Below are 22,371 nucleotides of genomic sequence, written 5' to 3'. Positions count from 1 at the left end.
GACCAGAGCCTGATGGCGACAAGCACACCGGTGGCCCGCGCCCGCGCGGCCCTGATCGGACTGTTGGTGCTCATCCTCGGGATGGGCGGACTGCTGACCTACGGGGTCTCCCAGGACCGGGCCCAGTGGGCGCCGCTGCTGGCGCTCGACCTCTCGGGCGGCACTCAGATGGTCCTGTCCCCGCATGTGGACGGTGACGACCAGCTCGACAGCGAGCAGCTCGAGCAGGCCGTGGAGATCATCCGCCAGCGCGTGGACGGCACCGGTGTGGCTGAGGCTGAGATCGCCACTCAGGGAGCGGAGAACGTGGTCGTCGGCATGCCGGGCACCCCGGATGCCGAGACCCGCGAGCTCATCCAGGCCTCCGCCGACATGGAGTTCCGCCCGGTGCTGCAGGCCGAGATGGATCCTGACTACATCGACCAGCTGATCGAAGAAGGCATGCCTGAGGAGGAGGCCGAGGAGCTCGAAGAGGCGGCCGAAGCCCAGGAGGAGGCCACGGAGGACGAGGACGTCGCCGGTGAGGAGGACGCCGGAGGCGAGGGGGCCGAGGCCCAGCCGGAGGACTTCCCAGAGCCCACCGCAGAGCCGCAGGACCCCTCCGACCTGAACTGGATCACCCAGGATGTCGCCGCCGACTTCGCGAACTTCACCTGCAGCCGTGAGGTCAGCATCGAGGAGCGGGAGGCCGCCGACTCCGATCAGCCACTGGTGACCTGTGACCCCGAGACCGGGATGAAGTACCTGCTCGGCCCCGTGGAGGTCCCGGGCACCCATATCCACGACGCCGGCTTCGGGATGGAGCAGACGCCTACGGGAGGCCAGACCGGACGCTGGGCCGTCGACATCGTGCTCGACAGCGACGGCACCGCCGAGTTCCGCGACTCCTCCACCCGTCTCTACGGGCTCGAGGGCGTCCGCAACCAGTTCGCGATCGTGCTGGACAGCCGCGTCATCTCCGCTCCGAGGATGAACTCGCCGATCACTGACGGCCGAGCCCAGATCACCGGAAACTTCACCGAGGATGAGGCGCGCAACCTGTCCGAGCAGCTGCGGTACGGCTCTCTGCCGGTCAGCTTCGAGATCCAGTCCGAGGAACAGATCTCGGCGACGCTCGGCGCCGATCAGCTGCGCAACGGCCTGCTCGCCGGCATCATCGGTCTGATCCTGGTCGCCGGGTACGCATTGTTCCAGTACCGGGCGCTGGGTCTGGTCACGATCGCCTCCCTGGGAGTCGTCGGAGTGCTCACCTGGTGGACGATCGCGCTGCTCGGCTGGTCCGACGGGTATCGCCTCTCGCTGGCCGGCATCGCGGGTCTGATCGTCTCGATCGGTCTGACTGCCGACTCGTTCATCGTCTACTTCGAACGCATCAAGGACGAGCTGCGCGAAGGCAGATCCCTGGCCGGGGCGGTGGAGAACGGCTGGGCCCGTGCCCGCCGGACGATCCTGGCCTCCAAGGCTGTCAACGTCATCGCCGCCGTCGTCCTCTACATGGTGGCGGTGGGCAACGTCCGCGGCTTCGCCTTCACCCTGGGCCTCACCGCGATCCTGGACGTCATCCTGGTCTTCCTGTTCACCCACCCGGTGATGCAGATCATCGCCCGCCGGAGGTTCTTCGCCTCCGGGCGCCGGTTCTCCGGGCTCTCCGAGAAGGAGCTGGGGGTGGACATGCTCTATCGGGGCGCCGGGCGTTTCGCCCGCCGGTCGGTGCTTCCGGCAGTGGCCGAACCGACCGGTGCCGTCTCACCGGACCGTGCCGCGGCGACGCCGCGTGGTCAGGACGCCGCGGGGGACGAATCCGCCGGAGGCACCTCTGCGGTCAGCGTCTCCCAGGCCACAGCGACCAGCACGCTGACCCTCGACACCGAAGGGGGCCCGGGGACCGGGGTCGATCCGGGGCAGGACGCCGCCATCGTCGACCATCCGGAGCAGGACGACGCCATCGTCGACCATCCGGAGCAGGCGCCTCCCAGCCACCAGCGGGGGCCGACCCCGAAGCCCCGGGGCTGACCATCGCCGAGCGACGGCGGGCCCGCGCGCTCCACGCGCGCCGTACCTCCCGGGCGGCCGAGGATCCCCCGCAGGACGGCGAGCCGGGGGATGTCACGGACCCTGAGACCGTCACCCGCACCGAGACCGACGAGGAGGACCGCTGATGGCTGCAGGTTTCGCCAAGGCCGGCAACCAGCTCTACACGGGTGAGCGGGCCTACCCGTTCATCCAGAAGTCGAACCTGTGGTTCCTCCTGGCCGCCCTCGTGGTGCTGGTCTCGGTCGCCATCCCGTTCGTCAGAGGCGGGTTCAACCTGGGCATCGAGTTCACGGGAGGCTCTCAGTTCACGATCTCCCAGACCGAGGAGACCGACATCGCCGTCGGCGAGGACGCGGTCGCCGAGGTCTCCGGCCAGGACGCCACCGTCACGAACATCGCGGCGAACACCGTGAGGGTGCAGACCGAGGAGCTCACCGATGACGAGACCCTCGAGGTCGCCGAAGCCCTGCAGGAAGGCTACGGCGTCAGTGCCGACCAGGTGACCTCCACGTTCATCGGCCCCACGTGGGGCGAACAGGTCTCCGAGCAGATGATGCTGGGGCTGGTGATCTTCATCATCCTCGTCGCGCTCTACATGGCCCTGTACTTCCGCACCTGGAAGATGTCGTTGGCCGCCATCCTCGGCCTCGGCTTCGTGGTGATCACCACGGCCGGAATCTACTCGGCGACCAACTTCGAAGTGACCCCCAGCGCGATCATCGGATTCCTCACCATTCTGTCCTACGCGCTCTACGACACCATGGTGGTCTTCGACAAGATCCGGGAGAACGTCCAACCCCTGCGGCAGCAGAAGGATCAGACCTTCACGGAGCGGGTCAATCTGGCCGTCAACCAGACCCTGGTCCGTTCCATCAACACCTCTGTGGTGGGCATCCTTCCCGTCGGCTCGATCCTCTTCATCGGTGCATGGCTGCTGGGTGCGGGCACGCTGCGAGACATCTCACTGGCGCTCTTCGTGGGCGTCATCGTCGGCACGTTCGCCACGATCTTCGTCCAGGCACCCCTCTATGCCCGGATGCGCCGGAACGACGCCGACATCGTCGCGCACACCGAGGAAGTCCTCCGGCTCCGCGAGGAACGTGGCGTGTTGTCGGTGACCCTCTCCGGCACGGCACTGGACGAGCATGGTCGCCCCACGCCGTTCCCGCCGCTGCCTGAGCCCGAGCCGGAGGAGGTCGAGGTCGACGAGGAGGCCTTCGAGATCGTCATCACCGGCATGGAGCCCGACGGTGACGCCTCAGCAGGTGATGACGTACGGCGATGACGGGCTGCGATGGCAGGGGGCGTCCAGGGGTACAATTGCCGACACACCTCCTGATCATGTCGTCTCCGAGAGCAGGTTCGTAAGTTGGTGAACGACGACGGCGCCCGCCGGGGCCAGACCGACGCCACGACGTCGGTGACAGCGGCCAGTCCGCCCGCACCGGCCGTCCGGCGCGCCCGCGCCGTCGGCGTCGTCGACTCCGGGTCCTCGCCGCTTCTGGAGCCCCTGCTGCGCGCCATGCGTGCCAATGGCGGGCAGCAGGACCTCCCGCTGATCCAGCGCGCCTTCGAAGTGGCGAACCACCACCATCGTGACCAGAAGCGCAAGAGCGGCGACCCCTACATCACGCACCCCGTCGCCGTCGCGACCATCCTGGCAGAGCTCGGGCTGACCGGCTCCACGTTGGCGGCCGCGCTGCTCCACGACACCGTCGAGGACACCGACTACAGCCTCGACCAGCTCACCGCCGACTTCGGCGAGGAGATCGCCCTGCTGGTGGACGGCGTCACCAAGCTGGACAAGCTCAAGTTCGGCGACGCGGCCCAGGCAGAGACGGTCCGGAAGATGGTCCTGGCGATGGCCAAGGACATCCGGGTGCTCATGATCAAGCTCGCCGACCGCCTGCACAACGCCCGCACGTGGCGCTATGTGCCGGCCGAGTCCAGCGCCCGCAAGGCCAAGGAGACCCTGGAGATCTTCTCGCCGCTGGCGCACCGGCTCGGCATGAACACCATCAAGTGGGAGTTGGAGGACCTCTCCTTCGCGGCGCTCTACCCCAAGGTCTATGAGGAGATCGTGCGTTTGGTCGGGGACCGGACCCCGCAACGTGAGAAATTCCTCTCGGAGGTGCGCGAGACGATCGCCGACGACCTCAACGAGGCCAGCATCGCCGCCACCATCACGGGCCGCCCGAAGCACTACTACTCCATCTATCAGAAGATGATCGTCCGCGGGAAGGACTTCGACGACATCCACGACCTGATGGGCGTACGGGTCCTGGTGGACTCCGTCCGGGACTGCTACGGCGCCCTGGGTGCGCTGCATGCGCGCTGGAACCCCCTGCCGGGGCGGTTCAAGGACTACATCGCGATGCCGAAGTTCAACATGTACCAGTCGCTGCACACCACGGTGATCGGGCCACAGGGCAAACCGGTGGAGATCCAGATCCGCACCTATGACATGCATCGACGGGCCGAGTACGGTGTGGCGGCCCACTGGAAGTACAAGCAGAAGTCCGGTAGATCCGCCGCGGCCGAGGCCGGACAGGGCGGCGATGCCGGAGGCCGCACTCCGGACGTGGCGACCCAACAGAGCCAGACCACGGCCGACATCGGGTGGCTGCGCTCCCTGGTCGACTGGCAGTCGGAGACCAAGGACCCCGACGAGTTCCTCGAGTCGCTGCGCTATGAGATCAACGCCAAAGAGGTCTTCGTCTACACCCCGAAGGGCGAGGTCATGGCCCTGCCCGCGGGCGCCACTCCGGTGGACTTCGCCTACGCCATCCACACGGACGTCGGTCACAAGACCATCGGCGCCCGGGTCAACGGGAAGCTGGTCCCGCTGAACTCGGAGCTGCAGCACGGCGACTGGGTGGAGATCTTCACCTCGAAGGCCGAAGGCGCAGGTCCCAGCAGCGACTGGCAGCAGTTCGTCAAGAGTGCGCGGGCGCGCAACAAGATCCGCCAGTGGTTCTCCAAGGAGCGCCGCGAGGAGTCCATCGAACGCGGCAAGGACGATCTCACCAAGGCCATCCGAAAGTCCAATCTCCAGCTGCAGAAGGTCATGAATCCGGACGTCCTCGCCGAGGTCGCCGAGCAGCTGCACTATCCGGACATCTCCGGCCTGTATGCGGGTGTGGGGGACAACCATGTCTCCACGCAGAACGTCATCGAGCACCTCACCGCCCTCGTCGAGCCGGAGGAGGAGGACTCCGAGGAGCACGACACCACGCCCATCACCTCCCCGGTGACCCCGGCAAGCCAGTACTCGGACGCCGGTGTCATCGTCAAGGGCGCAGGCAATGTGCTGGCGAAGCTCGCGCGCTGCTGCACGCCAGTGCCGCCCGATGAGATCGAGGGCTTCGTGACCCGGGGGCAGGGTGTCTCCGTGCACCGGGCCGACTGCCGGAACGTCCAGCAGCTCCGGGAGCAGCCCGGGCGGCTGGTGGAGGTGGAATGGGCCCCCACCAAGACGTCCGTGTTTCTGGTGGAGATCCAGGTGGAGGCGCTGGACAGAAAGTCCCTGCTCTCTGACGTCACGCGGGTGCTGGCCGAGTCGCAGGTCAACATCCTCTCCGCCAGTGTCCAGACCTCCCGAGACCGGGTGGCGATCTCTCGCTTCTCGTTCGAGATGGGGGACCCCCGGTACCTGAACCATGTGCTCAACTCCGTGCGACGCATCGACGGAGTCTACGACGTCTATCGCACGGTCGGTCGGCGTCGCGACGCGCACTGAGCCACCAGGTCGGGAATCAACTCCAGACGGTGCTCGTGGGTCCGCCCACCGCGCATCCGCGCCAGCAGTCGTTCCGTGAGCGCCTCAGCATCGACGTCTCGTCGCCGGGCGTGCAGCAGATCTGCCACCAGCCACCAGCGTCTCAGCCAGGCCGGCTCGTGGACCCCGGCCGCGGCGGCCACCTCCGGCCGCCGGGTGTAGATCGATTCGGCGGCCAGCACGTCCAACGCTCTCCGCCCGTCTGCTGCGCCCAGCCCGAGGAAGAGGTCTGCGGCCGTGCGCAACGGTGTGGTCACTCCGACCCCAGAGACCACGGACACGTCCTCGTCGGAGAGCGCCACCTGATGGACCTGCCACATCTCCGCGTCCCCGCCTCGTCGGCGCAGGCTCTGAGAGATCAGAGTGAGGCGAGATCCCGCTGCGCCCCCGAGATGCACCCAGGCGGCGGTTTCCCCGCAGAGCACGGCGCGGCCCTGTGCCCGGCAGGGGAGCAGCATCATCGCCGCCCGTGCCCGCACGGCCGACGACTGGCGCAACCAGGCCACCGCGTAGACATCGGCGATGAGGTGCTGCACCGCCCCTTCCGCAGACAGGGCCTGCAGCTCGGCGCCGCTGAACGGTGCACCCGCCCGGTAGAGCTCCTGAAGGGGGCGCGGTGAGGCCGAGGTGGCGATCGGGGCGCGCGCTGCCGGAACAGCTGAGTGTGCGGCGAGACCGGCATCGTGGAAGACCATGCCACCAGCCTGCCTCATCTCCCGAGACGGTGGGACTCTGATCCGCATGCCTGTGGACAACGGGGCCCCTGTGGAGGATCGGCTGGTCTGGAGGACCGCCGCGTCGTCTCAGGAGACGGGGTCGGCCGGCGGCGCCGCGATCACCGCTTCGCCCGGTTCGCGTCCTTGGGCTCGGCGGATATCCAGCGCCTGCGTGAGGATCTCCACGGCCGCCGCCTGGTCGATCCGATCCCGCTGGTGCCGGGCCTCCACACCGGAGGCCCGCATCTTCTCCGCCGCCGAGACGGTGGAGAGCCGCTCGTCGATCAGGTGCACGGGGATCGGCAGCTCCGCCTGATCCAGGCGGCGCACCAACGCCGCGGCATAGTCGCGGGCCTTCTGGGTCGAGGCCGTCTCCCCGCCGGAGAGCGAGAGGGGCAGACCGACATAGATCACCCGGGCGTCGCGGTCACGGGCGATCTTGACCAGCATGCGGATGTCCGAGCGGCGTCGGTGGTCCCGACGCAACGTCATGACCGGGGTGGCCACGAGGGCGTCAGGGTCCGAGGCGGCCAGACCGACGCGGGCGTCACCGACGTCGACTGCCAGACGTACACCGGGCCGTAGGGGTCGGGCGCCGGGTCCGGTCTCCCCGCTGCCCCGCTGCGCGGAGTCGGACCCCGGGAAGGCCTCAGCCACGGGTGCGGACGGACCGGACGACGCCGTCGAGGGCCTCGCCGATCTTCTCGGCATTCTGACCGCCGCCCTGAGCGACGTCGGGCTTGCCGCCGCCACCGCCGCCGAGCACCGCGTAGCCTCCTTCACCAGCGCGCCGGCCTGGACGCCCTCCGACCGGGCGGCCTCGGTGGTGGCGACCACGATCAGCGGGCGACCCTTCGCCTGCCCCGCCAGGGCCACGACGCAGCGCGCGAGCCGAAGCGCTGCCGCAGGTCGAGAGCGAGACCGCGCAGATCGTCACTGCTGGCGACCGGGCCGGCGTCATGGGCGAGGACGTCGACCCCGGCCGCGTCGACTGCCCGGGTGACGAGGTCCGCGGACTGAGCCCGCAGCTGCTCGGCCCGCAGCCGCTCGAGCTCACGTTCGGTCTCCTTGAGCTTCTGCAGCGTGCTGGAGATGCGGTCCGGCACCTGATCGGCTGGGACCTTCAGCATGTCGGTGAGCTGGTTGACCAGCGTCCGCTCGGCGGCGAAGTGCTGGAAGGCGTCCATGCCCACCAGGGCTTCCACTCGACGGTTGCCGGATCCGACTGAGGCTTCGCTCATGAGTGCCAGCGTCCCGATCTCCGCGGTGGAGCCCACGTGGGTCCCTCCGCAGAGCTCGCGGGACCAGGCGCCGTTCATCTCCACCACGCGCACCTTCTCGCCGTACTTCTCGCCGAAGAGCATCATGGCACCCATCGCCTGGGCGTCCTCCAGGGACATCACCTGGGTGCTCACGTGGTGGTTGTCCCTGATGGCGAGGTTGGCGATCTCCTCGAGCTCCTGGCGGGCGGAGGAGCTCATGGCGTCCTCTGCGGTGAAGTCGAAGCGGAGGTATCCCTCCTTGTTGAAGGAGCCGGCCTGGACCGCCTGCGGGCCGAGCACGTCGTGCAGGGCCGCATGGATGATGTGCGTGGCTGAGTGCGCCTTCTGAGCGTCCAGCCGGCGTCGCAGGTCGATGGTGCCCAGGACCTCCACGCCGGCCGGCACCTCTCCATGCACCACACGGGCCCGGTGCACCGACAGTCCGCTGATGGGGGACTGGACGTCGGTGACCTCCAGCTCGAAGCCGTCGCCGGTGATCCGGCCGGTGTCAGCCGCCTGACCTCCGGCCTCCGCGTAGAACGGGGTGGCATCGAGGACGATCTCCACCTCCAGTCCCGCGGAGGCTCGGTCGGTGGCTTCTCCGTCCACGACGAGTCCTCGAATCGTGGATTCTGTGGTGTGCTCGGTGTAACCGGTGAAGTGAGTGGGGCTGTCACCGCGCAGCTGGGAGTAGACCTCGGTGTCAGCGTGGCCGGACTTCTTCCCCTTGGCGTCGGCGCGAGCACGTTCCCGCTGCTCCGTCATCAGGTCCCGGAAGCGGTCCTCATCGACGTCGACACCGGCTTCGGCAGCCATCTCCAGGGTGAGGTCGATCGGGAAGCCGTAGGTGTCGTGCAGGGCGAAGGCGTCGGCGCCGGACAGCGGCGCACCCGTCGACCGGGCCGCGCTGACGGCGCTGTCCAGCTTGGCGGTGCCGGCCGAGATGGTGCGCAGGAAGGCCTGCTCCTCCTTCACAGAGACCTGATGGATCGTCTCGAACCTCTCCGCGACATCGGGGTAGACGCCCTTCATCGCATCCCGGGACACGGTGATGAGCTCTCCGAAGATCGGCCTCTCGACACCGAGCAGACGCATGGCCAGGATGACGCGGCGGATGAGACGGCGCAGAACGAAGCCGCCGCCTTCGTTGGACGGCAGCACTCCGTCAGAGATGAGCATCAGAGAGCTGCGCACGTGGTCAGCGATCATGCGCAGTCGTACGTCAGTGGCGTGGTTCGGGTCCTCCGGATCCTCAGTGGAGGTGTAGGTCACCCCAGCGAGCTCGGCCGCGCGGTCGAGGACAGGGCGCACCTGGTCGGTCTCATACATGTTCTCCACGCCCTGGAGCACCATGGCGAGGCGCTCGAGGCCCAGACCGGTGTCGATGTTCCTGTTCTGCAGCGGACCGGCGATCTCGAACTCGGTCTTGGAGTGGACCTGGGAGAGTCGATCCTGCATGAAGACGAGGTTCCACAGCTCCACGAAGCGGGTCTCGTCCACGGCCGGGCCTCCGTCGGCACCATAGGCGGGGCCCCTGTCGTAGTAGATCTCGGAGCAGGGGCCGCCCGGACCGGGCTGACCGGTGTTCCAGTAGTTGTCGGCCGGTCCCGTGCCGATCACTCGCTCGTGCGGAACTCCGACCTCTTCCTCCCAGATGCGGCGGGCCTCGTCGTCGCGCTCGTCGCCGTTCTCGTAGACAGTGATCCACAGGCGATCCGGGTCCAGGCCGAACCCGCGCACGCCCGTCTCCGGGTCGCCGTCCACAGGGCTGGTCAGCAGCTCCCAGGCCATCGGGATGGCCTTCTCCTTGAAGTAGTCGCCGAAGGAGAAGTTGCCGCACATCTGGAAGAAGGTCCCATGGCGGGCCGTCTTGCCGACCTCCTCGATGTCGGCGGTGCGGATGCACTTCTGCACGGAGACAGCGCGGTCATAGGGGGGCTTCTCGGTGCCGAGGAAGTAGGGGATGAAGGGCACCATGCCGGCGATGGTGAACAGGACGGAGGGGTCCGGTGAGATCAGCGACGCCGAGGGGACACGCTCATGGCCCTTCGCGGCGAAGTAGTCGTACCACGTGCGGGTGATGTCCTCGGTCTTCATGAGAATCTGCGGTCCTCCTGCGGGCGTTGCGGTCGGCGCGGCGTCCAGGACGCCGGAACAAGTCTAGAGGGTATGGGGGCGCAATCAGGTCGGCCGTGCCGACCCAGAGACGAAGAGCCCGTCGCGACTCCGCACCAGAGGAGGAATCGCGACGGGCTCTGCGGTTCAGGATGCTGGCATCCTGAGGGGTCCGCCGATGATCAGCGGGCGTAGTACTCGACGACGAGCTGCTCTTCGCAGGTGACCGGGACTTCCTCACGCTTGGGTGCGCGGGACAGGGTCGCCTGGAGCTTGTCGATCTCCACGGTCAGGTAGCCGGGGACCGCGGGCAGCACGTCCTGGTGAGCACCGGAGGCGGCCACCTGGAACGGCTCGAACTTCTCCGAGCGCTCGTGCACCTGGATGACCTGGCCGGGCTTCACGCGGAAGGACGGACGGTCCACGCGCTTGCCGTTGACGGTGATGTGGCGGTGCACCACGAACTGCCGCGCCTGGGCGATCGTGCGGGCGAAGCCGGCACGCAGCACCAGGGCGTCGAGCCGGGACTCGAGCAGCTCGATGAGGTTCTCACCGGTCAGGCCGTCGCGGCGCTTGGCCTCTTCGAAGTACCGCACCATCTGGGCCTCACGGATGCCGTACTGGGCGCGCAGACGCTGCTTCTCGCGCAGACGCACCGCGTAGTCGGAGTCGGTCTTGCGGCGGGTGCGGCCGTGCTGGCCGGGGCCGTAGGGGCGACGGTCCAGGTACTTCTGGGCCTTGGGGGTCAGCGCGATTCCGAGGGCGCGCGACGCCTTCACGGTGCGACGACCGCGCAGGGGGGTGGTGGGCATGGAGGTGCCTCTCTCTCGTATCAGTCGGCAGGTTCTGTTGATCCACCGTCCGGGGCACCCCGGGCCGTCGCATGCGACGGCCCGAAGAACGGACGATGACCTGGCCTCCGGGATCCCAGACCGGAGAGCGCGAGTCGCCGAGTGCTCGCTCACTGCGGCGCCGTCCACACGTGAAGACTCCCTGCGGCGGTTCGCGCACGCGGCGCGGGGCTCAGGGAGTCGACGTGGAGGATCTCCAAGGTGCGTCCCGCGTGGAGCGGGGCGCTGACGGCGCCTGCCAGACAGCAGACCAGTCTAGCATGAGCTGGGGCCGGCCCGAACATGACGATCGGGCCGACCCCAGCTCATGGTCGTTCATGGTCGACAGATGCGGATCAGCCGCGCATCGCCTTGCGGTCGGGGCGGAGTCGGTAGGGGTCCACACCCTTGGGAATCGGGGGGCGCGAGATCGGCAGGGCCGCCAGGCGCTGCTCCAGGGCGCTGACCTCGTGCTTGGTCAACGCCTTGTCCAGCTTCTTGATGTGTTTGGTCAGCTTGGGAAGGGGGACCTGGCCTTCGCCGTTGCCGGTCTCGATCACGTGGATCGGCACGCCGGTGTCACGAAGGATGGGGCTGAACCGCTTGCGTGTCTTGGGCACCATCTTGCGCACGGGGCCGGCCGGGCCGTCCGTGACGAGCACCAGACCGGGACGTCCGACGACCCGGAAGATCGCCGCCTGTGTCTTGGGGTCCATGGCGACAGGCTCTTCGACGACGATCCAGCCGCGGCGCAGCGTGCCGAGCGCGGCCGCCGCCGCTCCTGGGCGCCCTTCGATCCGCGCGAACGCCGCCTTCTCCGCACGGCGGTTCATGACGATCATGGCGGCCAGAAGACCCATCGGCAGGCCGAAGAGCACACCGGTCACCCAGTTGAGGAGCAGTCCCACCACCACGGCGGAGACGGCGAAGGCGACCAGGAATGCCAGCGCCATCCACCACCCGATGTTGGGGTCGTGGGCCCGGGTCATGTCGAAGACCGACTTGATCCGGGCGAAGAAGCCTTCCTTCTTGTTCGACTTCTTCCGCGCCTTGCGTTCCTGCTTCTCGGCCTTCTGCTGGGCCTTGAGCTTCTTCAGCTCGGCCTTCGCCTCTGCCTTCGACGAGACCTGGGGAGTGGGGGAGTCAGCTGGTGCCATAGTGAGTCCAGTCTACCGTGTTGCGGGAGGTGGGCAGGCCGGGGTGCGCCCGTACCCCATCGAGAGCGAACGTCCGTCCGGCGAGGGGCCCACCCACGTGGGGCACGAGCATCCGAACCCGGACTGAGCCCAGAACTGAGCCCAGGACCCGCCAGGTCAGTGCCCGGCGGCCACCAACGTCGCGGCCTCCTGTCGGGTGGTGCCCGAGGGCTGGATGTGGGCCAACTCGGGCGGGATCTCCCGACCCTTCTTGTGCATGGCCTTGGCCCAGAGGGAACCGGCGCGGTAGGAGGAGCGGACCAGTGGGCCGGACATCACGCCCAGGAAGCCGATCTCCTCGGCCTCCTCGGAGATCTCGAGGAACTCCTGCGGCTTGAGCCACCGGTCCACCGGCAGGTGACGGGGTGTGGGCCGCAGGTACTGGGTGATGGTGATCAGGTCACAGCCGGCGTCGTGGAGGTCCTGGAGGGCTTCGGTGATCTCCTCCCGGGTCTCTCCCATGCCCAGGATGAGGTTGGACTTAGTGATCATGCCGTGGCCACGCCCCTGGGTGAGGACGTCCAGGGAGCGTTCGTAACGGAACGCGGGGCGGATGCGCCGGAAGATGCGCGGCACGGTCTCCACGTTGTGCGCGAACACCTCTGGTGCGGCCTCGCAGATCGCCGCGATGTTCTCCTCCTTGCCGGAGAAGTCGGGGATGAGGATCTCGACTCCCGTGCCCGGGTTCAGCTCATGGATCTTGCGGATGGTCTCCGCGTAGAGCCAGACGCCCTCGTCCGGGAGGTCGTCACGGGCCACACCAGTCACCGTGGCGTAGCGCAGATTCATCTCTCGGACCGACTCGGCCACCTGGAGCGGCTCTCCGTCGTCCACAGGCTGCGGACGCCCGGTGTCGATCTCGCAGAAGTCGCACCGGCGGGTGCAGGCCGATCCACCGATGAGGAACGTGGCCTCTCGGTCCTCCCAGCATTCGAAGATGTTCGGGCAGCCGGCCTCCTCGCAGACCGTGTGGAGGCCCTTCGAGCCGACCCGCTTCTTCATCTCCGCGAACTCCGGACCCATCTTGACCTTGGTCCGCATCCAGGCGGGTTTCCGCTCGACCGGCACCTCGGAGTTTCGCGCCTCCACACGAAGCATGCGACGGCCTTCGGGGGCGATGGTCACGACAGGACTCCTTCTGCAGCAGGGATGTTCTCAGTCACACTGAGGAACCGCGGCAGCTCGGCGGCGAGCTGGGCGGCGATGGGATCGACGATGTCAGCCGGTGTGACCTCGGTGCCCACCTCGGCGCTGATGGTGGTGGTGTCGGCGTCGGCGATGCCGCAGGGGATGATGTTCTCGAACGGAGCGAGACTGTTCGAGCAGTTAAGCGCGAAGCCGTGCATCGTCACCGATCTGTGCACGCGCAGCCCGATCGCCGCGATCTTCCGATCCAGCGGACCGTCGGTCATCCAGACCCCGGATCGGCCCTCCACCGTGGTCGATCGGAGACCGAACTCCTGGTCCAGCACCCGGATGATGATCTGCTCCAGGGCGGCCACATAGCCCTTGACCATCGCCCGTTCGGCAAGCTTGAGGATCGGATAGCCGACCAGCTGTCCTCTGCCGTGCCAGGTGATCTTCCCTCCGCGGTCGACGTCGACCACGGGTGTGCCGTCTCGGGGGCGATCCTCCGGCTCGGTGCGACGGCCGGCCGTGTAGACGTCTTCGTGCTCGAGCAGCAGCACGGTCGAGGGTGACTCGTCGGCGAGCACCTCCGCGTGCAGCCGCCTCTGGATGTCGAGGGCCTCGGCGTAGTCCACCACGTCAGGGCGGAAGCCGAGCCTCCGGAATGCGAGGTCCATGGCTCCACCCTAGTCCGAACGGAGCGCACCGTGGGACGGGAGCCTGTGGAAAACGCCTGCAGGCTGTCCTCGACTGCGGCAGGCTGGTCGTCATGATCAGCAACACGACATCCGGACCGGACATGGCCGGTGACGACGACGCTGCGGCGGGGCACCGGAGGGCACCCACCCGGACACCCACCCGGGCGGCCCCACGGCGAGGAGCTCCCCCTGAGGCCGAGGGGCTGAGTCTGCGGCGCCTGCTGGGCCTCGGAGGGTCCTCCACCGTGTGGCTGGCCGAGGTGACCGGTGATGGTCCGCACTGGGCCGACGCGGCGCCTGCGGACCGCACAGTGGCCGTGAAGATCCGCAGCGAGGCGCACGGGATGGGGCAGAGCCTGGAGAGCGGAGCAGGCGCCTGGCGATCCGCCGAGCTGAACGCCGTGCGTCGACTGCACCATGAGCATCTCGTCACCGTGTACGGCTGGACCGACACCTCGGCGGGGCCGGGCCTGATCCTTGAGCCATACACCGCGGGTTCGCTGGGGCGTCTCCTCGCCGCCCGCGGCACGCTCTCCGTCGGGGAGACGGTGACGGTCCTGTCGCCCGTGGCCCAAGCCCTGGCGCATCTCCACGCCGCGGGGGTCGCCCACGGGGACGTCTCGCCGGGCAACGTGCTGCTCGCGCCGGACGGACGCCCTGCGTTGGGAGACCTCGGCGATGCGCAGCTGCTGGGCGCATCGCCGATCCCGGCCGCGACACAGGGTTTCGCGGCCCCGGAACGCACGTCCGCCCTGCGGTCTGCTGAGCACGGGCGCCGTCAGAGGGCATGGGACGCAAGCCTCGCGCCGGAGGCTGACGTGTACGGGCTGGCGGCCGTCGCCTGGTGCTCGCTGACCGGCTCGGCACCGGCCGTGGGACGGAGGAGGCCTCCCTTGGGGACGCTGTGTCCCGAGGCGCCGAGCCGTCTCATCCGGCTGCTGGAAGAGGCTCTGTCCGAAGCTGCGGACGAACGGCCCGATGCCCGGGCCTTCGCCGCGGAGCTGCATCGGTGCGCCGCGCCGGAACCGCTCGACCTGGCGGCGTATGTCGACGACGATGTGCTGCCCGAGCTTCCCACGGTCCGGCCGGGCGCCCGAGAACGGGGTGTGACGCGCCGACGTCGGCAACGTCTGGTGGCAGGGATCAGCGCCGCGGTCCTGCTGCTGGGACTGGGCGCCGCAACGCTGAGCGAACCGCGCCAGGACGGTCTGTCACCCGATGACGAGGATGTCTTCGGAGCGGGCCTCGGCGAGCGTGTGCCGGATGACACCAGCGAGCCGGGTGACGGCGAACCGGGTGACAGCGAGCCCAGTGACGGCAGAACGGGTGACGGCAGAACGGACCCTGCGGCCGAGAGCGGGCAGCCCTCCGGCGCGGAGGCCGAGCGGCTGCTGCGGCAGGATGATCCGCTGATGGCCTTGGACGGCCTGGCCATGCTGCGGACGTCTGCCCTGCAGAACCCCGGGGAGCCTGACGTCCAGCGCTACGTGGTCGCCGGTTCACCGGCTGAAGCCTCCGAGAAGCATCTCATGGAGCAGATGCACTCCCGGGGGCAGGCCCATGACAGCGCGAGGATGGAGATCCTCCCGGTCGGCGAGGCGGAGTACGCGCCGGATCCGGGCGCATCGGCGGCGCAGGGGGAGACTGCCCACATCACGGCTGAGATCCGGATCGACGGCCTCGACGACGGAGCAGGTCGGGAGCAGACCGTACGGCTCGTGCTGCACCGCACCGAGGTGGGATGGCGGCTGCATACGGTCCAGGACGTCGGCACCCCGAACACGTCCGGCCGGCACGACGATGCCGGCGGAGGGGAGGACATCCGCCCAGACGACGACGCTCCCCGGGCGGGATGATCACGGGGATCACCCCGCCCGGGGAGCGTCGAGGCCTCGCGGGCATCGAGCGACCGTCAGAGCGGCCGACCGACGCCGATGAGGGTCAGAGTCCCAGCTGCGACTCGAAGGCGCCTTCCTCGAGGCGGGCCTTGAGCGTCTGCAGGAAACGGCCGGCGTCGGCGCCGTCGACCAGACGGTGGTCGTAGGTGAGCGACAGGTACATCATGTGACGGATCGCGATGCTCTCGTTGCCGTCGGCATCGGTGACCACCATGGGCCGCTTGACGATCGCACCGGGGCCCAGGATCGCCACCTGGGGCTGGTTGATGATCGGCGTGTCGAACAGCGCCCCGAAGGAGCCCAGGTTGGTGATGGTGAAGGTGCCGCCCGAGAGCTCGTCCGGAGCGATCTTGTTGCTGCGGGTCCGGGCCGCCACGTCGGCGATCTTCTTGGCCATGCCGGCGAGGCTCAGGTCGCCCGCATCCGAGATCACCGGGACCATCAGGCCCTTCTCGGTGTCGACGGCGAAGGAGAGGTGCTCGGCATCGTGGTACGTGATCTGCCGCTGCTTCTCGTCGTACTCGGCGTTGAGCTTGGGGTGCTGCTTGAGGGCCTCGGTGACGGCGGCGGCGATGAACGCCAGGTACGTGAGGTTGACCCCGTTGGTCTGCTTGAAGGAAGCCTTGGTCTTCGCGCGGAGGTTGACGATCCGCGTCATGTCGACTTCGTGGACCTGGGTCAGCTGAGCCCCGATCTCGAGAGACTCGTTCATCCGCTGAGCGATCACCTGGCGGATGCGCGGGGCCTTCTCGGTGGTCCCTCGGAGCGTGGTGTCCACTTCCACGGCGGGCGCGGACGCCGGAGCCGCGGTGGGCGCCTGGGCCCCCGCCTGTGCCGGCGCAGATTTCTCGGTCGCGGCCTTCTTGGACTCCACGGCGTCGAGGACGTCCTGCTTGCGGATGCGCCCACCGACGCCGGTGCCCTTGACGGTCGAGAGATCTATGCCTTCCTTCTTGGCCAGCCGACGCACAAGAGGCGTCACATAGCCCTCGGCACCTCCAGCTGCCTCCTGAGTCGACTCCGCAGCCGCGGGGGCGGGCTCCTCAGGAGCCTTCTCTGCCGGCTTCGGAGTCTCGTCGGTCGGCTCCGCGGTGGCCTCCTCGGGCTCCTGTGCAGCGGAGTCCTCAGACGATGCGGCCTCCTCAGCAGCCCCCGACGGCGACGAGGAGCCCGAACCCACCAGGGCCAACACGGCCCCAACCTCGACAGTCTCATCTTCGGAGACCTTGATCTCCTGGACGGTTCCGGCCACAGGGGAGGGGACCTCAGTGTCGACCTTGTCGGTGGAGACCTCCAGCAGCGGCTGGTCGACCTCGACGTCGTCCCCGACCTCGACGAGCCAGCGGGTCACCGTGCCCTCGGTCACGGACTCGCCCAGAGCGGGGAGCGTCACCTCCTGGGACTCGGCGCCGGCGGCGCCGGAGTCCTCGGCAGGGGCCTCTTCCGGGGTCTCCTCGGCGCCCTCGGCCTCGGCCGCGGGCTGCGTCTCCTGGGGAGCCTGGTCGTCGGCGGAGTCCTCCGCCTCGGCCTGCTCCTCGGTGCTCGAGTCATCGCCGGAGTCCGTGCCGGCCCCGGAGCCGTCTCCGATCTTCACCAGAGGAGCGCCGACCTCGACGGTCTCGTCCTCGTCCACGAGGAGCTCCTCGATCACGCCGGCGGCGGGGGAGGGGACCTCGGTGTCGACCTTGTCGGTGGAGACCTCCACGATCGGCTGGTCGACCTCGACCTCCTCCCCGACTTCCACGAGCCATCGGGTGACAGTGCCTTCGGTGACTGATTCACCGAGGGCTGGAAGGTTCACGGTCTCAGACATGATGTCCGGCTCCTACTCTTGAATGCGTCGCACCGGGCAGTGCGGTGCGAGTTCACAGGTGTGTTGAATTCTCTGGGTGGTCTGGATGCGGCTCTCAGCCGTGGAGCGGGTGGCCGAAGAGCGCCATCGCGGCCTCTCCGAGCGCCTCGTTCTGTGTGGGGTGGGCGTGCACCAGCGTGGCCACGTCCTCCGGGTAGGCCTCCCAGTTCACGATCAGCTGCGCCTCGCCGATCTGTTCGCCGATGCGGGTGCCGATGCCGTGGACTCCCACGATCGGACCGCCCTTGACGCCGACCATCTTGATGATGCCGCCGGTGCCGAGGATCGAGGACTTGCCGTTGCCGGCGAGATTGTACTCGGTGATCTCGACGTTCTCCTTGCCGAACTCCTCCTCAGCCTTGGGCTGGGTGTAGCCGACCGACATGATCTCGGGCTCGCAGAAGGTGACCTTGGGGATGTTGATGTCCTCGACCACGACAGGGTTGTTGCCGACGATCTCCTCGGCCACGAAGATGCCCTGCTGGTAGCCCCGGTGCGCCAGCTGCAGGCCCGGGACGATGTCGCCGACGGCGTAGATGTTCCCCACACCGGTGTGGAGCCGCTCGTCGGTGATCACGAACCCGCGGTCCAGGGTGATGCCCTGATCCTCGAAGCCGAAGCCCTCGGTGACGGGCCCACGTCCGACCGCGACCAGGCAGATCTCGGCTTCGAACGTCTTGCCGTCCTCGAGGGTCACCTTGACGCCGTCACCGGTGTCCTCGACGTCCTTGAAGAACGTCCCGGTGTTGAACGTGATGCCGCGCTTCTTGAAGGAACGCTCAAGGTTCTTGATGATCGACGGGTCCTCGTTGGGGACGAGCGACGGCAGGCCCTCGATGATCGTCACGTCCGTGCCGTAGGAGGTCCAGGCGGAGGCGAACTCGCAGCCGATGACGCCGCCGCCGAGCACGATGGCCGACGCGGGGGTGTGGTCGAGCTCCAGCGCCTCAGTCGAGGTGATGATGCGCTCACCGATCGGCAGGCCCATAGTCTTGGATGTGGATCCGGTGGCCAGCACGATGTTGCGGCCGCTGTACCGAGTGCCGTCGACCTCGATCTCGTTCTGCGAGACCAGTCGTCCTTCGCCCTCGATGACAGTGACCTTGCGCATCTTCAGCAGCCCGGAGAGGCCCTTGTGCTTGCCGGCGACGATGCCGTCCTTGTACTCGCGGACCTTGGCCATGTCGATGCCTTCGAAGGTCGTCTTCACGCCGTACTTCTCGCTCGAGCGGGCCTCATCGGCCAGCTCCGCGGCGTGCAGGTAAGCCTTGGTGGGGATGCATCCGGTGTGCAGGCAGGTGCCGCCGAGCTTCGACCTCTCGATCAGGCCGACCGTGAGTCCGTGCTGCACCGAGCGCAGCGCCGCGGCGTAGCCGGCGCTGCCTCCGCCGAGGACGAGTACGTCGAATTCCTGTGCCTGGGGCTGGTCGGCCACGGTCGTTGCTCCCTTGGGTCGCGTGAGTCTGTGAAGGTGTGAAGGTGTCGGCGGGCGGTCAGAAGACTGACGGGGCACAGCTCTGTGCCAGTGTCCGGGACGCCGCCCGTGTGCACGGGTGTCAGCCTATCGCTTGAGCGCGCACGGCTTCCACTGCCGCATCCGAGGACCCGGACTGTGACGGCGTCGGCCCCGGAGCGCCATCCGTGCGCTCCGGGGCCGACGGGGTGTCCGCAGGTCAGCGTGAGAGTCCTTCGAGGTAGGTGACCAGCGTGCGGACCATCACTCCGGTCCCCGCCTTCGGGGTGTAGCCGTAGGGCGACTTCTCGTTGAACGCCGGGCCGGCGATGTCGAGATGCGCCCACGGGATCCTGCGTGCCTCCGGGTCGAGAGCGCCGCTGTCGGCCCCCTCCCGCTCGCCCACGAACTCGCGCAGGAACGCCGCGGCTCCCAGCATGCCGCCGTTGCGGTCACCCAGGTTCGTCAGGTCGGCGACCTCCGAGTCGAAGCCGGAGCGTGCCTCCTCCGGGATCGGCATCGGCCAGAGCTTCTCCCCTGAGTCTTCAGCGGCGTCCACGAGGGCAGAGCGGAGCTGCTCCTCTCCCATGACGCCCGTGGTCCGCAGGCCCAGCGCGATCATCTGCGCACCGGTCAGCGTGGCCACGTCGATCAGTGCGTCGGGGTTCTCCTCCGAGGCGGCGACGAGCCCGTCGGCCATGACGAGGCGTCCCTCAGCGTCGGTGTTGAGGACCTCCACCGTCTTGCCGCCGCGGATCGTGATGACGTCCTCAGGACGCTGGGCCGTGGCCGAGGGCATGTTCTCGGCCAGACACAGCCAGCCGGTCACCTTGATCGGCAGGTTGAGGTCGGCCGCGGCGCGCACCACGGCGAGGACCGTCGCAGCGCCGCCCATGTCCAGCTTCATCGTGGTCATCGAGGCGGCAGGCTTCAGTGAGAGGCCGCCGGAGTCGAAGGTGATGCCCTTGCCGACCAGCGCGATATGCGCTGCGGGCTTCGAAGGAGCGTGCTCGATCCTGACCATGCGGGGGCCGCGGGAGGAGCCTCCGCCGACGCCGAGGAGACCGCCGAAGCCCTCCTTCTCCAGGTCCTTGACGTCCCAGACCTTCACCGAGAGCTTGGGAGCCTTCGAGGTCGAACCTCCCTGAGCCGGTGCCTTGGTGCGGCCCGCGAGGTCCGCGGCGATCTCCGCGAACGTCTCCGGGTACAGGTGGCTCGGGGGAGTGTTCACCAGGTCGCGGGTGGCACGCACCGCAGCGCCGACGACGGCGGCCCGGTCCAGGACCGGTCGGGTGTGCCGGTCCTTGAGGTCGGTCAGGATGAGGATCTCCTCGACCGGACGCTTCTCGCGCGCCTCCTGGGAGCTGCGGAACGCGGTGAAGGAGTAGGCGCCGATCGCGGCACCCTCGGCGACGGCGGCGACCTCTTCAGGGCTCGAGGCCGGCAGGGCGAGGGCGACCGAGTCGAGCGAGCTGAGCTGGCGGACCGCCGAGCCCGCGGCGCGGCGGAGGGATTCGAGGGAGACGCCGCCGGTGGGCTCCCCGGTGAGCTCGCCGACGCCGACCAGCACGAGGGTCTCGCTGCGGAAGCCGTCCACGCCGGGCAGGCGCAGGAGCTGGTCAGCCGCCCCCGTGGCTCCCAGGGCCTGGAGCGAGTCGGCGACGCCGCGAGCGGCTTCGTCGGCCAGCGGGTTCGGCAGGAGGATGGGCCCCTCGGGGCCCTTCGCGACACCCAGCACGAGAGCGTCGGTGGGGGTCTTCTCGACGGCCGTGCTGACAGCGGAGAGGGTGGGCTGGAAGTCGTTGATCACGTCAATCCCGTCTGATCCCCGGTCCGGGGATCGTCGCATCGAATGTGTGTGCATCCGCCGACGCGCTGCCGCGTGTGGAAGCCCTCGGCGGCCTCAGGACTCGATCCTATCCGAGATCCTGACCAGCGCGCCGCGTGCCCGGGGCCATCGATGTGAAGCCTCCGCGCATGCCGCCGGCGGCCAGGCGCTGTGCGGTCAAGCTCTGTGCGGTGCGCCGGGAATTTCTCCAGCCGTTGCGGTCGTTACCTCTATGGTCACCGCAGCGCCTGACGGCGCGCGTCTCACGCAGACCGACGCGTCCAGCCCGGTGACGCACGTTCTACGGCATGGAGAGGAGTCTCAGCTCGATGAAGGACCCCCTGGACCTGCTCCACGTGTACCCAGCAGACCCCGACGCCGCCGAGCCTGACGGAGAAGGGGACAGCGGTCTCGCCGGGACCGGACCCACTGTCCCCATGACCGACTCGACGGTCCGTCCGGTCGGCGGAGACCTGGTGCTGCGCGACCCGCTGGGCGACAGGCCCTCGGGCGGCCTTCGGCTGCTCGTCTCTCTGGCCGGTCATACCGATGCCGGCGACCTGAGCGGCCAACTGGCGGAGGCGCTGCTCAGCGCGCTGCCGCACCGGCTGCTGGCCAGCTTCGACGTCGACGAGCTCTTCGACTACCGTTCCCGTCGCCCGAAGGTGACTTTCGTGGACAGCCGGTTCGCCGACTATGAAGGTCCTGAGCTCGATCTCTATGAGGTTCGCGATGCCTCCGGCCGACCGTTCCTCCTGCTGACCGGAGACGAGCCGGACTTCCAGTGGCAGGGGGTGGCCGACGCCGTGCTGACGCTGGTGAAGCGCCTCGACGTCACTCTCGTGGTCCTCGTCGACGCGCTGGGGCTTCCGGTGCCGCACACCCGCCCCCTCGGCGTCACGGCGCACGGCAGCCGCCAGGACCTCGTGGCCGGAATCTCGACATGGAGCCCCACGGCCCAGATCGAGGCCGGTCTGAGCCAATTCCTCGAGATGCGACTCGAGGCCGACGAGCATGACACGGTCGGCTACACGCTGCATGTGCCCCATTATCTGGCCGGCGGACGGTATCCCCAGGTCGCGGTCTCCGCACTGGAGTACGTCGGAGCCGCCATGGAGCTGATGCTGCCCACGGACGAGCTCCGAGAGTCCGCGCGCATGGTGGATCAGGACATCTCGCGTCAGGTGAGTGCCAACAGCGACATCCAGACGCTGGTGGAGCGCCTGGAGAGCACGTTCGACCAGCACGCCACCACGGAGCAGCGGTCGTTGCTGGTCAAGGAGGACGACGTCGTCCCGGACGCGGAGGAGCTGGGAGCCGCGGTGGAGGCCTTCCTGCGCACGCAGTCACCGGCGGCTGACCGAGGAGTCGACGCCGTCCGACCCGCTGAATCCGGCGAACCGTCAGTGGGCCCGTCAGAGGGCCAGCCAGATGTTCAGGCGACAGACGAGCGGTCGGACGATCAGCAGGACGACCCTCCGTCGACGCTGTTCTGATTCGCCCGTGGCTGAGTGCACAGCAGTGAGTGCACCGGGCCGGGCCTCATGGCGTTCGCTCCTCCACAGGTCCCGCTGTCCGAACCC

Annotated in this window: 14 protein-coding genes and 1 pseudogene; 5 read left to right on the top strand and 10 right to left on the bottom strand. The window is 68.5% G+C overall.

Annotated elements, in window-relative coordinates; translation table 11 throughout:
• Positions 1-12: 12 nt before the first annotated feature.
• The 3 genes from secD (at position 13) to BCY76_RS00355 (ending at position 5,773) form a co-directional block, all read left to right on the top strand.
• Positions 13-2,013, top strand: coding sequence for a protein translocase subunit SecD (gene secD / locus BCY76_RS00365; protein ID WP_085437029.1), 2,001 nt, complete (start codon positions 13-15; stop codon positions 2,011-2,013).
• A 145-nt stretch (positions 2,014-2,158) separates the two neighbouring features.
• Entirely contained in the window at positions 2,159-3,319 is a 1,161-nt protein-coding gene (gene secF / locus BCY76_RS00360) for a protein translocase subunit SecF (RefSeq protein WP_070159936.1), read from the top strand.
• An 87-nt stretch (positions 3,320-3,406) separates the two neighbouring features.
• The gene (locus BCY76_RS00355) at positions 3,407-5,773 is read left to right on the top strand and encodes a RelA/SpoT family protein (protein WP_070159934.1); all 2,367 of its coding nucleotides are present in this window, start codon (positions 3,407-3,409) and stop codon (positions 5,771-5,773) included.
• Here BCY76_RS00355 and BCY76_RS00350 read toward each other — a convergent pair.
• The 7 genes and pseudogenes from BCY76_RS00350 to lipB all read right to left on the bottom strand — a co-directional run bounded on the left by BCY76_RS00350 (position 5,737) and on the right by lipB (position 13,736).
• Positions 5,737-6,507: a hypothetical protein gene (locus tag BCY76_RS00350; protein WP_070159932.1), complete on the bottom strand. Its 771-nt coding sequence runs from the start codon at positions 6,505-6,507 to the stop codon at positions 5,737-5,739. The two genes, BCY76_RS00355 and BCY76_RS00350, sit on opposite strands and share 37 nt — an antisense overlap.
• A 108-nt stretch (positions 6,508-6,615) precedes the next feature.
• Positions 6,616-7,185: a Holliday junction resolvase RuvX gene (ruvX, locus tag BCY76_RS00345; RefSeq protein WP_237089875.1), complete on the bottom strand. Its 570-nt coding sequence runs from the start codon at positions 7,183-7,185 to the stop codon at positions 6,616-6,618.
• Positions 7,178-9,887, bottom strand: a pseudogene (gene alaS, locus BCY76_RS00340) (alanine--tRNA ligase). Before alaS ends, ruvX begins: the two are co-directional and overlap by 8 nt.
• Positions 9,888-10,087: 200 nt before the next feature.
• On the bottom strand, positions 10,088-10,717 hold the full coding sequence (gene rpsD, locus BCY76_RS00335; RefSeq protein WP_070159929.1) for a 30S ribosomal protein S4: 630 nt from the start codon (positions 10,715-10,717) through the stop codon (positions 10,088-10,090).
• 374 nt (positions 10,718-11,091) lie between these two features.
• On the bottom strand, positions 11,092-11,892 hold the full coding sequence (locus tag BCY76_RS00330; RefSeq protein WP_083277471.1) for a DUF4191 domain-containing protein: 801 nt from the start codon (positions 11,890-11,892) through the stop codon (positions 11,092-11,094).
• Between the two features lie 156 nt (positions 11,893-12,048).
• The gene (gene lipA / locus BCY76_RS00325; RefSeq protein WP_070159927.1) at positions 12,049-13,056 is read right to left on the bottom strand and encodes a lipoyl synthase; all 1,008 of its coding nucleotides are present in this window, start codon (positions 13,054-13,056) and stop codon (positions 12,049-12,051) included.
• Positions 13,053-13,736, bottom strand: coding sequence for a lipoyl(octanoyl) transferase LipB (gene lipB, locus BCY76_RS00320; RefSeq protein ID WP_085437028.1), 684 nt, complete (start codon positions 13,734-13,736; stop codon positions 13,053-13,055). Before lipB ends, lipA begins: the two co-directional genes overlap by 4 nt.
• Before the next feature lie 92 nt (positions 13,737-13,828).
• Between lipB and BCY76_RS00315 the strand changes: the two genes are divergently transcribed.
• On the top strand, positions 13,829-15,613 hold the full coding sequence (locus BCY76_RS00315) for a serine/threonine protein kinase (protein WP_070159924.1): 1,785 nt from the start codon (positions 13,829-13,831) through the stop codon (positions 15,611-15,613).
• A gap of 85 nt (positions 15,614-15,698) precedes the next feature.
• On the opposite strand, the gene sucB is transcribed toward BCY76_RS00315, so the two are convergent.
• From sucB to BCY76_RS00300, 3 genes are all read right to left on the bottom strand, one after another.
• Positions 15,699-17,468, bottom strand: a complete 1,770-nt coding sequence (gene sucB, locus BCY76_RS00310; protein WP_070159922.1) for a 2-oxoglutarate dehydrogenase, E2 component, dihydrolipoamide succinyltransferase — start codon at positions 17,466-17,468, stop codon at positions 15,699-15,701.
• Between the two features lie 94 nt (positions 17,469-17,562).
• Complete coding sequence (lpdA, locus tag BCY76_RS00305) at positions 17,563-18,942, bottom strand: dihydrolipoyl dehydrogenase (protein WP_070159920.1); 1,380 nt, start codon at positions 18,940-18,942, stop codon at positions 17,563-17,565.
• Between the two features lie 238 nt (positions 18,943-19,180).
• Complete coding sequence (locus BCY76_RS00300; protein ID WP_070159918.1) at positions 19,181-20,770, bottom strand: leucyl aminopeptidase; 1,590 nt, start codon at positions 20,768-20,770, stop codon at positions 19,181-19,183.
• Positions 20,771-21,117: 347 nt separating this feature from the next.
• On the opposite strand from BCY76_RS00300, the gene BCY76_RS00295 reads away from it, so the two are divergent.
• Positions 21,118-22,284 carry a PAC2 family protein gene (locus BCY76_RS00295; protein WP_070159916.1) on the top strand — a complete coding sequence of 389 codons (1,167 nt, stop codon included), beginning with the start codon at positions 21,118-21,120 and terminating at the stop codon, positions 22,282-22,284.
• The last annotated feature ends 87 nt before the right edge of the window (positions 22,285-22,371 follow it).

Origin of the sequence: Nesterenkonia sp. PF2B19, from assembly GCF_001758425.2 — a bacterium.
GTDB lineage: Bacteria > Actinomycetota > Actinomycetes > Actinomycetales > Micrococcaceae > Nesterenkonia > Nesterenkonia aethiopica.
This window is presented reverse-complemented; position numbering and strand designations above follow the sequence as displayed.